This is a genomic window from Mesorhizobium sp. M1342, from assembly GCF_040317955.1.
GTDB lineage: Bacteria > Pseudomonadota > Alphaproteobacteria > Rhizobiales > Rhizobiaceae > Mesorhizobium.
The window spans coordinates 129744-142329 of the sequence record NZ_JAMYLI010000007.1 but is presented as its reverse complement, the minus strand read 5'-3'; the positions used below and the strand labels follow the sequence as shown (position 1 = coordinate 142329).

10 protein-coding genes are annotated in these 12586 nt (G+C 63.3%); all 10 read left to right on the top strand.

Annotated elements, in window-relative coordinates; genetic code table 11:
- The first annotated feature begins 5 nt into the window (after positions 1–5).
- The gene (locus tag NKH06_RS09390) at positions 6–1652 is read left to right on the top strand and encodes a dipeptide ABC transporter ATP-binding protein (RefSeq protein ID WP_352440731.1); all 1647 of its coding nucleotides are present in this window, start codon (positions 6–8) and stop codon (positions 1650–1652) included.
- Positions 1645–2610 carry an ABC transporter permease gene (locus NKH06_RS09385; protein WP_352440730.1) on the top strand — a complete coding sequence of 322 codons (966 nt, stop codon included), beginning with the start codon at positions 1645–1647 and terminating at the stop codon, positions 2608–2610. The genes NKH06_RS09390 and NKH06_RS09385 overlap by 8 nt, the downstream gene beginning before the upstream one ends.
- 4 nt (positions 2611–2614) lie before the next feature.
- On the top strand, positions 2615–3607 hold the full coding sequence (locus NKH06_RS09380) for an ABC transporter permease (protein WP_023809084.1): 993 nt from the start codon (positions 2615–2617) through the stop codon (positions 3605–3607).
- Between the two features lie 238 nt (positions 3608–3845).
- On the top strand, positions 3846–5423 hold the full coding sequence (locus NKH06_RS09375) for an ABC transporter substrate-binding protein (RefSeq protein WP_352440729.1): 1578 nt from the start codon (positions 3846–3848) through the stop codon (positions 5421–5423).
- 18 nt (positions 5424–5441) lie between these two features.
- The gene (locus tag NKH06_RS09370; protein WP_023809082.1) at positions 5442–6419 is read left to right on the top strand and encodes an ABC transporter permease; all 978 of its coding nucleotides are present in this window, start codon (positions 5442–5444) and stop codon (positions 6417–6419) included.
- 4 nt (positions 6420–6423) lie between these two features.
- Positions 6424–7266, top strand: a complete 843-nt coding sequence (locus tag NKH06_RS09365) for an ABC transporter permease (RefSeq protein WP_023809081.1) — start codon at positions 6424–6426, stop codon at positions 7264–7266.
- The gene (locus NKH06_RS09360; RefSeq protein ID WP_352440728.1) at positions 7263–8897 is read left to right on the top strand and encodes a dipeptide ABC transporter ATP-binding protein; all 1635 of its coding nucleotides are present in this window, start codon (positions 7263–7265) and stop codon (positions 8895–8897) included. Before NKH06_RS09365 ends, NKH06_RS09360 begins: the two co-directional genes overlap by 4 nt.
- A gap of 175 nt (positions 8898–9072) precedes the next feature.
- Positions 9073–10125 carry an isopenicillin N synthase family dioxygenase gene (locus NKH06_RS09355; protein WP_023809079.1) on the top strand — a complete coding sequence of 351 codons (1053 nt, stop codon included), beginning with the start codon at positions 9073–9075 and terminating at the stop codon, positions 10123–10125.
- A 29-nt stretch (positions 10126–10154) separates the two neighbouring features.
- Positions 10155–11480, top strand: coding sequence for an O-acetylhomoserine aminocarboxypropyltransferase/cysteine synthase family protein (locus NKH06_RS09350; RefSeq protein ID WP_023809078.1), 1326 nt, complete (start codon positions 10155–10157; stop codon positions 11478–11480).
- A 60-nt stretch (positions 11481–11540) separates the two neighbouring features.
- A complete protein-coding gene (locus NKH06_RS09345; RefSeq protein WP_023809077.1) occupies positions 11541–12575 on the top strand; it encodes an ABC transporter substrate-binding protein in 1035 nt (344 codons plus the stop codon).
- The last annotated feature ends 11 nt before the right edge of the window (positions 12576–12586 follow it).

Sequence of the window (12586 nt, the reverse complement as noted above, 5' to 3'; positions counted from 1 at the left end):
CGCGCGTGCCCATCTTCTCTGTCGCCGATCTGCGCGTCGCATTCGGCGCGGTGGAAGTGGTGCATGGCGTCTCGTTTGGAGTCGAGCCAGGCAAGACACTCGCCATCGTCGGTGAATCGGGCTCGGGCAAGAGCGTGTCGCTGCTCGGCGCCACCGGCCTTCTGCCACCGGCGGCGAGTGTTCGCGGCAGCGTGCTGCACAAGGGCGATGAGATACTGGGCCTCTCCGCCGGCGACCTGCGCCGGCGGAGAGGCGCCGATATCGGCTTCATCTTCCAGGACCCGCTCAGCAACCTTCATCCGCTAAAGACCATCGGCCAGCAGATCGCCGAAGCGATCACCGCCCACCGCAAGGTGGGACGCGGGGAGCTGCGTCAGCGCGTTCTCGATCTTCTGGCCGATGTCGGCATCCCCGATCCTGCGGCCCGCGTGAACGACTATCCCAGGCAGTTCTCCGGCGGCATGCGCCAGCGCGTGATGATCGCAGCGGCGATCGCGCTCAATCCCGGTCTGATCATCGCCGACGAACCGACGACCGCGCTCGACGTGACCGTGCAGGCGTCGATCCTCGATCTGCTGAAACGAATCCAGCAGGACCACGGCACGGCAATGATCTTCGTCAGCCACGATCTGGCCGTCGTTTCGGACATTGCCGACGATGTCCTGGTGATGCGCGCGGGGCACGTCGTGGAGCAGGCGCCGGCCGAGCTGATCTACAGGGCACCGCGCCAAGCCTACACCAGGGAGCTGCTCGGTGCGGCGCGGCTTGGCGGCCTGGTGGCCCGCGCGGCGCGATCATCGCTACTCCCGGCGCTGCCGTCGATGCCCGATTTGCTCTCCGTCTCGGCAATCGCGCGTTCGTTCGCAGGCCGCTCCGCCGCAGGCGGTCTGATCAGGCCGGTGCTCACGAATATCTCGTTCACCGTCCGCGAAAACGAGATCGTCGGCCTCGTCGGCGAATCCGGTTCCGGCAAGTCGACAATCGGCCGGCTGATCGCCGGGCTCGACCGGCCGGACGAGGGCAGCATCTCCCTGCGGGAGCGTATCTATTCGCGTTCGGGTGTCGGCGGCATCGCCATCGACCGGCAATTGCGGTCGGACATACAGGTTATCTTTCAAGACCCCTATGCAAGCCTCAACCCGCGGCGGCGCATCCGGTCCATTCTGGCGGAACCCTTCATCATCGGCACCAGACTGGACGCCGCGGCGATACGCCGGCGCGTGCAGGATCTGGTGCGCGACGTGGAACTTCCCGACGACGTGCTGGATCGTTTCCCGGCCCAGCTTTCAGGTGGCCAGCGGCAGCGTGTCGCCATTGCGCGCGCCATCGCGCTCGAACCCTCGCTGATCGTCGCCGACGAGCCGGTATCGGCACTCGACATCACGACGCAGGCGAAGATCATCAGGCTGCTGCAGACCATTCGCCGGCAGCGAGGCCTGTCGTTGCTCTTCATCTCGCATGATCTCGGCGTCGTGTCGGAACTGTGCGACCGCGTCATCGTGCTGGAGAAGGGCGTCATCGTGGAAGCCGGCGAGACAGGCCGTGTCTTCGGCGCTCCCCGGCATCCCTACACGGTCAGGCTGATAGACGCGATCCCCGGCAAGGTCCTGCGGCGCAACCCGGTTCCCGAGCGGATCGCCGCGCATGCCTGAGATCCGTGCCCTGGCGTCCGTCCAGGACCACGTCCTGCTGGGGCATGGCGAGGTGGTGAATTCCTACAGGTCGCTGCTTGTGCGAGCGCTGCTGCGCGAACGGTCCTTTCGCATCGGCGCGCTGATCATAGGCTTCGTCACCGCCGGTGCGCTGCTGGCGCCAGTGGTCGCGTGGCTGCTGGGGCACGGGGTGACGGAGCAGTTCCGCGATACGGCGTTGACCGAGATGGGACTGCCGACTGGCCCCACGTTCGAATTTCCACTTGGCGCCGACGGCAACGGCCGCGACGTGCTGGTCAGAACGCTCTACGGCGCGCGCGTATCGCTGGCCATCGCCATCCCGGCGACCACGCTTGCCATGATCATCGGCACCGCCATCGGCCTCGTCAGCGGATTTCTTGCCGGTCGCGTCGACCGCGTCATTTCGCAGGCGGTGGACGTCGCTTTGTCGTTCCCGTTCATCGTCACCGCGCTCAGCCTCCTGTCGCTGAACCGGGGCGTCGATGGCAAGCCGTTTGTTGCGCCCTCCCTGGTGGTGGTGCTGATCATAACCCTGTTTTCCTGGACCTACTTTGCCCGGCTGACGCGTGGCCTGGTGTTTGTCCTGCGCCGCAGCCCGCTGGTGGAAGCCGCGCAGACGATCGGCGCCTCGAAGGCCAGGATCATCATGCGCGAGATCCTGCCCAACATCGCGCCGGTCATCCTGGTCTACTGGGCGGTACAACTGCCGACCAACATCATCGCCGAAGCGACGCTCTCCTTCCTCGGCGTCGGCGTGCAGGCGCCGCAGCCGAGCTGGGGCAATATGATCGCCGAGGCGCAGCGCTCATCCCTCTACCAGTTGCAGCCATGGTTCCTGCTCGGACCCGGCATCGCGCTGTTTCTGACTGTGGCCGGCTTCAACACGCTGAGCGCTGGCCTGCGCAACGTCCTCGACCCCCATCGCCGCAGCGGGTGACGCCATGATCCGGCACACAGGCGGGCTGATCTTCCGGGCGCTCTCGACGCTGCTGATCGTGCTGGTGATCGCGTTCTTCATCACCCGCATAGCCTATCGCAATCCGGCCGCGATGCTGGCGCCGCGCAACGCCAGCCAGCAGGCGATCGATGCCATAGCACACGCGCTGCGGCTCAACGAGCCATGGTATCTGCAGTTGTGGTACTATCTCTACCGCGGCCCCGACATCCAGGGCGCGCCGATGGGGATCGCTCACTGGCCGCCGGCGCTGGGCTACTCCTTCCGCAAGCAGACACCGGTGACAGACCTCATCCTGTCCAAGGTGCCGGTGACGCTTTCGCTCGCCCTTGGTGCCGTCGTCATTTGGATGACGCTGTCGATCCTGCTTGGCGTGATTGCCGCGCGCCGGCAGGGCTCCTGGCTGGACAGGCTGATATCGGGCTTCGCCTATGCGAGCCTGTCGGTGCCGACGTTCCTCTCCGGCATCCTGATCTCCTATTTCCTGTTCTTCCAGCTCTCCAACCATGGGGTCTTCTGGTTTCCAAGCAGCGGTTATGTGCCGCTGACGAAAGATCCGTTCGAATGGGCCCGGCATCTGGCCCTGCCGTGGCTGACGCTGGCACTTGCCGAGATCGGCATTTTCCAGCAGCTGATCCGCGCAAGCATGCTTGAGGTTCTGGGCGAGGACTACATAAGGACGGCGCGCGCCAAGGGTGTTCCGGAATGGCGGGTCTATTACGATCATGCGTTGAAGGCCGCGCTCAATCCGGTGATCACGCTGGGTGGCCTGGAGCTTGCCGTCATCATGGGTGGGGCGATCGTCACGGAGACGATCTTCGGATTGGACGGCGTCGGCCGGCTGGCGATCAACTCGGCGCTTGAAGGCGATTTTCCGGTCGTCATCGGGACGACGATCTTCGCCGCGGCATCGTTCGTGTTCTGCACCTTCGCCGTCGACATCACAACCAGATGGCGCGACCCGGCGAGCCTGTCGTGACCGCCCGCCATCAGGCAATTCGCTCTCATTTCAGCACGGATATTGGGAAAAATATTCGCTCTGGCTGACATCGATGAAGCATGTTCCCTTATCATAATCCCCTTTGTCTATAATCTTAGTGCACAAAGTACGCCGCAACTCGCAAGAGGCAGGTCAGCTGCGCCATCCGGCGGAGCCACACTCCCGCGGAGCGACATCTCAGGCTCCGCGATAAATCATTCGACAAGGTGAATTCACGATGATCTCCCGCCTGTTGCGAACCATCATGCTGTCTCTGGCAGCCACGCTTCTGACGCTGACCGGACTTGCGGCAGAGGAGGCGGGCGGGACGCTCAACCTGATCGTCCAGCCCGAGCCGCCGACGGTCAATATCGGCGTCAACCGTCTCGGGCCGACGACCTATGTCGGCAACAAGATCTACGAGAGCCTGTTGACCTATTCGGCCGATCTGAAGCCGCTGCCGCGCCTGGCGCAAAGCTGGTCGATTTCGGATGATGGCCTCGTCTACACCTTCAACCTGCGCCGCGATGTAAAATGGCATGACGGCCAGCCGTTCACGGCCAAGGACGTGGTGTTCAGCTTCCAGAAGTTTCTGCCGGCACTTCAGGCCCGGTCGCGACTCAACCTGGCGGAGGTGAAGGACATCGCCACGCCGGACGACCACACTGTGGTGTTCACGCTCAAGGCACCGTACCCGGCCTTCATCTACGTCCACAACACCGCCGTGCTGCCGGCCCATCTCTATGAAGGGGTGAGCGACTTTCGCACCGCCGAGGCAAACAGCAAGTTCATCGGCACCGGGCCGTTCAAATTCGCCGAGTGGAAGAAGGGGTCCTTCATCCACCTTGTCCGCAACCCTGACTATTGGGATGCCGGCAAGCCCCATCTGAACGACATCTTCTTCCACGTCATCCCTGACGCCAACAGCCGCGCCATCGCTTTCGAAACCGGTCAGGTGGATGTGCTGCGCGCAGGCGACGTCGAGAACTTCGACATTACGCGGTTGGCCGGGCTCGATGGCGTGCAACTGACCGAGGCAGGCTGGGAATTTCTTCAACCGGTCGGCTACATCCACCTCAACAACCGCCACAAGCCGCTCGACGATGCGCGGGTGCGCCGGGCGATCGCGCATGCGATCGACCGCCAGTTCATCATCGACACGATCTTTGGTGGATTCGGCCACGAGACCAACGGCCCGCTGTCGCGCCTGTCGCGGTTCAAGGACACATCGGTCGAAACGAAATATGAATTCGACCTGGCCAAGGCAAACGCCATCCTCGACGAGGCCGGCCTGAAGCCCGACGCCAACGGCGTGCGCTTCGAACTGCAGTTCGTTCCGCTGCCCTATGGCGAGCTGTGGCAGCGCGAGGCGGAATATGTCCGGGAGGCGCTGGCGTCTGTCGGCATCAAGGTCAACATCGTGGCGACCGACGTGCCGGGCTGGTTCAAGCGGCTGACCACCTTCGACTATGATCTTGCCGAAAACTTTGTCTACACCACCCCTGACCCGGCAATCGGCATCAGCTATGCCTACACCACGCTCGAAGGCGACAATGCGGGCACGACCGGCGGCAATGTGCATGGCTATTCCAACCCCGAGGTCGACAGACTGCTGGCCGACGCCGCCCATGAGAACGACTTCGACAAGCGCAAGGCGCTCTATTCGCAAGCCCAGAAGATCATCTCCGCCGACGTGCCGCTCATCTGGACGCACGACATCGTCTTTCCGACGCTCTACCGAACCAAGGTTCACAATCTGATCGCGACCGGTCTCGGCACAGATGAAAACTTCGCCGATGTCTGGCTGGCGAAATAGCTGGCGGGGCTGGGTAGGATGGATCGTCTTGGCTTCCTGACAGGACGGGCCGCCCGCGCGGTTCTCATCCTGTTTGGGGTTATCGTGCTCAACTTCGTGCTGCTGCGCCTCGCACCGGGAGATGCGGCATCCGTCCTGGCCGGAGACCAGGGTGCGGCCGACCCGGCCTTTGTCGCGGAACTGCGCCACGATCTCGGGCTTGATCGCTCCGTGCCCGAGCAATTGTGGATCTACACCAAGTCGCTGGCGCGTCTCGACTTCGGCCAATCCTACCGCGACCAGCGTCCTGTTGTCGATATCATCGCGGAAAGGCTGCCGGCCACACTGCTTCTGACATTGACCGCCTTTTGCTTTGCGTTGGGGACCGGCATTGCGCTCGGGTCTATCGCCGCTCGGCACGCCGGCAGTCTGCTCGACACCGTGCTGACCGGCATTTCGGTGATGTTCTTTGCCATGCCGCTGTTCTGGACCGGCCTGATGGCGATCCTGCTGTTTTCGGTCTGGCTGAACTGGCTGCCGTCCTACGGCATGCAGACGGTGGGCGAGGGCGGGTCGGATCTCTCGCTTGTCGGGGATGTCGCCGTTCATCTCATTCTTCCGGCTCTGACGCTCGGCCTGTTCTACATGGCCATCTACATGCGCGTGACGCGCGCCTCGGTGCTCGACGTGCTCGATCGCGATTTTGTCCGTACCGCCAGGGCCAAGGGCCTGAAACCGGGATTGATCTGGCGCCAGCATGTGCTGAGGAACGCGCTGCTGCCGATCATCACCTTCGCCTCCTTGCAGGCCGGACAACTGATTGGCGGGTCGATCCTGATCGAGACGGTGTTCGCCTGGCCGGGCGTCGGGCGTCTCGCCTTCGATGCCCTCATGCAGCGGGACTACAACCTCTTGCTGGCGATCTTCTTCATCACCTCGACAATCGTCGTCGTCATCAACCTGGCCGCGGATTTTCTCTACGTTGCCGCCGATCCGCGCATCGAAATGGGAGCTTGAGGCGATGGCCTTGCCGCGAACCCCGTTCCTCAGGCATCCGGGCGCCGTCGCCGGCGCGCTGATCCTGATCGCGATCCTCCTGATGGCGATCTTCGCCGGTATCCTCTTTCCGGGCGATCCCTGGCGCATGGTTGCGCGCCCGAACCTGCCGCCCTTCAGCCCGGGTCATCTGTTCGGCACCGACATGCTCGGCCGTGATCTTGCGGCCGGCATCGCCCACGGGGCGCAGGTCACGCTGCTGATCGCTCTGGCGGTGACGCTGCTCGCCGTCGCCTTCGGCACGGCGATAGGTGCTGTCGCCGGCTATTTCGGCGGCTGGGTCGACGACGTCGCCATGCGGTTCACCGAGTTCTTCCAGACCATCCCGAGCTTCCTGCTGACGGTCGTCATCGTTGCGATCGTCGCGCCTTCGCTGGCTTCGATCATCCTGGCCATCGCAATCGTCAGCTGGCCGCAGATCGCCCGGCTGGTCCGGGCCGAGGTGCTGAGCCTCGTCAACCAGGACTTCGTGCGGGCGGCACGGGTTGGCGGGCTGTCGACTGCCCGGATCATCTGGGGGCACATCCTTCCCAACGTGCTGTCGCCCGTGATCGTTGCCGCTTCGTTGATGACGGCGACCGTCATCCTGATCGAATCGGGCATCAGCTTCCTTGGTCTGGGCAATCGCGAGTTCGTCTCCTGGGGCTATCTGCTCGGCACCGGCAGGACCGCCTTTCGCGTCAACTGGTGGCTGTCGACCATTCCGGGCCTGGCGATCTTCCTCACCGTTCTTTCCCTGAACCTCGTCGGCGACGGCCTGAACCATTGGCTCAACCCTCGCAACAGCAATCGCGGTGGGCGCGCATGACGGCTCTGGTCGAGATCGCGGGTCTCTCCATCGCCTTGCCGGAGCACGCCGATCGAGCATTGGCCGTCGAAGACGTGTCGTTGCGTATCGATCGTGGCGAAGTGCTCTGCCTGGTCGGCGAATCCGGGTCCGGCAAATCGGTATTGGCCGCGGCCATTGCCGGCCTGTTGCCTGCCAAGCAGCTCCGGATCGCCGCCGGTGCGATCCGTTTCGATGGCCGCGACATTGCCGGGATCAGCGAGGCTTCGTTCCGCCTGCTGCGCGGCAAGCGCATTGGCTTCATCTTCCAGGAACCGATGAGCGCGCTCAATCCGGTGCTGACCATCGGCCGCCAGATCGAGGAAGCGCTCGCCGCGCATGATGGCGGCGACCGCAAGGCGCGCACCGCTCGCGTGCTGGAACTGGCGCGGGCAACCAGGCTTCCGGATCCCGAGACGATCATTCACCGCTACCCGCACCAGCTCTCGGGCGGACAGCGGCAACGGGTGATGATCGCCATGGCGATCGCCAACGATCCGGACCTGCTGATCGCCGATGAACCCACCACCGCGCTCGACGTCACGACGCAAGCGGAAATCCTGCGGCTGATCCTTGAAATCCGCGAAAGGCTCGGCCTCGCCGTTCTGTTCATCACCCATGATATCGGCGTGGTCGCCGATATCGCCGATCGCGTCATGGTGATGAAGGAGGGCCGGGTGATTGAGAGCGGCAGAGCAGACGACGTCCTCGAAGCGCCATCGCAGCCCTACACACGCCGCCTGATCGAAGCCGTTCCGGTTCTTCATACCAGTGCAATTCAAAGACGGGACGCAGGGGATCCGTTTCTCGTTGTCCAAAGGCTGAGCAAGACCTATCGTGATCGCCGCGCCCCTTGGCGGCAGGCCTCCGCCACCAGGGCGCTGGACGGTGCCAATTTGACGATTGGGCGCGGCGAGACGGTCGCCCTCGTCGGTGAATCCGGTTCGGGCAAGACGACGCTCGGCCAATGCGTCGTCGGACTGGCCGACTGGGATGAAGGCAGCCTGAGCTTCGACGGTGGCGATCTCGCTGGCACGACACGGGAGCGCACTTTACGTCCGCGTATCCAGATGGTGTTTCAGGATCCGTTCGCCTCCCTCAATCCGCGCCATCGCGTCCGCCGCATCCTTACCGAAGCCGCCATAGTCAACGGCCTTTCACGCGAGAGGGCGGAGGAGAGCATGTCCCGCCTCCTTGTCCGCGTCGGACTTGACCCCGGTGCGGCCGATCGTTTCCCGCATGCCTTTTCAGGCGGCCAAAGGCAGCGTATTGGCTTGGCGCGAGCACTCATGCTTGAGCCCGACCTGCTCGTCGCCGACGAACCGGTCTCGGCCCTGGATGTCTCGATACAGGCGCAGATTCTCGACCTTCTGGCGGAAATCAAACGCGATCTTGGCCTGTCGATGCTGTTCATCACGCACGATCTTCGTGTCGCCTCGGCGATCGCCGACCGCATCGTCGTCATGCAGAGCGGCAAGATCGTCGAGGACGGTCCCGCCGAACAGGTTTTGACACGTCCCGGATCCGACTATGCGCGTGCGCTGCTGGCGGCGGTCCCAGGCCTGTCCTGGGAGCGGAGCCGCAGCCAGATCGACCGGGCCGCCGCGGAATAGAGGCGTGATACCGGTCGCAGGGCAAATCTACCAATCTTGTAGAATTAACAAAAACGCGCTGTCCGTCTTGCCCGAGCGATACTGGAATTTCCCCACCTGCCACCGAAAGGGATGGCGTTTTCTTTGTTTCCATCGCCTGCGGTGCGACGCTTCGATCACCAAACAAGAGGTCGAAATGAGCAGTTCTGCTGGTAAACAAACGATTCCGGTGCTGGATTTTTCCCGCTATGAAGCCGATCCGGCATCTCGCAAAGAATTCATCGAGGGACTGCGGCGCGCTGCACGCGATGTTGGCTTTTTTTACCTGACCGGACATGGCATCGCACAATCGCTGATTGACGATGTGCTTGGCACGTCACGACGTTTCTTTGCCTTGCCGGACAAGGACAAGCTCCAGATAGAGATGGTCAACTCGCCGCATTTCCGCGGCTACAACCGGATTGGACAGGAACTGACGAAAGGCCAGAGGGACTGGCGCGAGCAGGTCGACATCGGCTCGGAGGCACCGGCGTTGCCGCGCAATGCCTCGTTGCCGGCCTGGACGCGCCTGCAGGGACCAAACCAATGGCCGACCGCCTTGCCCGAGCTGAAGCCGCTTCTGCTGGAGTGGCAGGATCGCCTCACCGATCTTTCGACGCGCCTGCTGAAAGCCTTTGCCATTGTCCTGGAGCAGGATGAGGGTGCTTTCGAAGCCATCTATGCCGGCACGCCGAACCACCTCATCAAGATCATCCGCTATCCCGGCCGTGACGCGACCGAAAGCGAGCAAGGCGTCGGTGCGCACAAGGACAGCGGCTTCCTGACGCTCCTGCTGCAGGAAAGGCAGAAGGGGCTGCAGGTCGAAAGCGCCGATGGCGATTGGATTGACGCCGAGCCGCGCGCCGGCACCTTTGTCGTCAACATCGGCGAACTGCTGGAAATGGCGACCGATGGCTACCTGAAGGCCACCGTGCACCGGGTCGTAACGCCGCCAGCCGGCACCGACCGGCTGTCGGTCGCCTTCTTCCTCGGCGCTCCGTTCGATGCCGAGATTCCGCTCCTGGATTTGGCGCCGCACCTGAAGGCGCAGGCGAACGGGGTCACCCGCGATCCGCAGAATCCGCTCTACCGCAATTCCGGGCAAAACGCGCTGAAGAGCCGGTTGCGTTCGCATCCCGACGTCGCGCGGCGCCATCACGCCGATCTGCTGGCCGTCCAGGCACGCGCCGAAGCTGTCCCGGTCGCTTGACCGCCACAACCATCAGGAAGGAACGATAAATGACCCTGGAAAATCTTTCTCCCGAGACCCTTGCCCTTCACGGCGGCTCCTGGCGCGCCGATCCCGCCACCGGCGCCGTTGCCGTACCTATTTACCAGACCACGTCTTACCAGTTCCAGGACACCGGCCATGCCGACCGGCTGTTCGCCCTCGATGAGATCGGCCATATCTACACGCGCGTCTCGAACCCGACGCAGGATGCGCTGGAGACCCGCATCGCGGCGCTGGAAGGGGGTGCTGCTGCCCTTCTTGTGTCCTCCGGCCAGGCGGCTTCAGCCTATTCGGTGCTGAATCTTGCCGGCGCCGGCGACAACATCGTCTCCGCCACCGATCTCTATGGCGGCACCTGGGCCCTTTTTGCCGCGACCCTGAAGCACCTGGGGGTGGAAGTACGGTTCGTCGATCCGTCCGACCCTGAGAATTTCCGCCGTGCCACCGATGCGCGGACACGCGCCTACTATGCGGAATCGCTGCCCAATCCGAAGCTGCAAGTCTTCCCGATCAAGGAAGTCGCTGACATCGGCCGGTCGCTCGGCGTGCCGTTGATCGTCGACAACACCGCGGCACCGCTGAGCATCAGGCCGTTCGACCATGGCGCGGCTGTCGTGGTCTATTCGGCGACGAAATACATTGGCGGCCACGGAACCTCGATCGGCGGCATCGTCATCGATGGCGGCAACTTCCCATGGGAAGACCATGCCGAACGCTTCCCGACGCTGAACCAGCCCGATCCAAGCTATCACGGCAAGGTTTGGGTCGAGGCGGCCAAAGCGCTTGGACCGGTGGCGTATGTACTGCGCATCCGCACCGTGCTTCTGCGCGACGTCGGTGCCGCGATCAGCCCGTTCAATGCCTTCCAGCTGCTGCAGGGCCTGGAGACGCTGCCCTTGCGCCTCCGTCAACACAATGAGAACGCCATCAAGGTGGCGGAGTTTCTGCGCGGTCATCCAAAGGTAAGCAACGTCATCTTCCCACGCTACCAAAGCGGCGAGAGCAAGCGCCGGGCCGACGCCTATTTCCGTCAGGGCAGCTACGGCGCGCTGGTCGGGTTCGAACTCAAGGATGGCCGCGAGGCTGGACGTTCCTTCATCAACGGGTTGAAGCTGCTCTATCACGTCGCCAACATCGGCGATGCGCGCTCGCTGGCTATCCATCCATCGACCACGACCCACTCGCAGCTTTCGCCGGAAGAGCAGCTCGCGACCGGCGTGACGCCCGGTTATGTCAGGCTTTCCGTCGGCATCGAGCATCCTGACGACATCATTCGCGATCTTGAACAGGCGCTCGATCAGGCCGTCGGCGATCGCGAATTGAAGGCCGCCTGAGGCATTTCTGCTGGCGAACAAATCGTCGGCTCCACATCGATCCGGTCACAGGAGGGTACAATGACTTCCAGCAGGAAAATCGGGGCAACATCGAAAATCTCGCGGCGCGGCGTGTTGCGCGCCGCCGGCACACTCGGTGTTGGCGCCGCGGCTGTGGCCCTGCTCGCCAGGCCGACCAGCTACGCCATAGCCGGCAATGCGACCAAGGTGCGGTTGTCATGGACCGAGTTCGCGGCCTGCCATTCGCCGATCGCCTTCGCCCTTTCGAAGGGCATCTATGCCAGGCATGATCTCGACATCGAACTCTACTATCAAGGTGCCAGCGGCCAGACGCTGATCCAGTCGATCGCCACCAACAAGACGGATGCCGGCGCCGGCTTGCTCTATGACTGGGTCAAGCCGCTGGAGCAGGGGCTGGACGTCAAGCTGTTCGTCGGCTCACATGGCGGCTGTACAAGGCTGCTGGCGTCCGAGGCCTCCGGCGTCACCACGCTCGAAGGTCTGAAGGGCAAGACCATCGTCTCCTATGACGTCGCCAGCCCGCCAAAGCACTCCTTCCAGGTTGCGCTGGCCAAGGCAGGCCTCGATCCCGAAAATGATGTGAACTGGCTCAACGTGCCGTTCGATCTGGTCGGCGAAACGGTTGGCAAGGGTCAGGCCGATGCGCTGGCGCATCTCGATCCGTGGGCCTATTCCCACAAGAAGAAGTTCGACCTTGTGGAAGTCGCCAACACGCAAACCGGCTCGTTCGAAGGTGCAGTCTGCTGTGTGCTTGGCGTCAATTCGGCTTTCCTGGATGCCAACAAGGATGCCATCCGGCGGTTGGCCGAGGCCGACATCGAGATCCACGAATATGCCGCGGCGCATCCAGATGAGGTGGCAAAGTGGTTCGTCGACAATCTCAACCCGGGTTTCCCCTTTGAAGATATCCGCGACGAGATTGCGTCATGGGTGTTGCACAACCATCCGGTCGGCAAGGATCTGCAGGATCAGGTGAAGCATGCGGCCGCTGATCTGTCGCTGATCAAGGTGCTCGATCCCACCACCGACCCGGCGGAACTCGCGCAGCGGGTGACGGTCGACATTCTGGCCTGACGGTTGCGGTG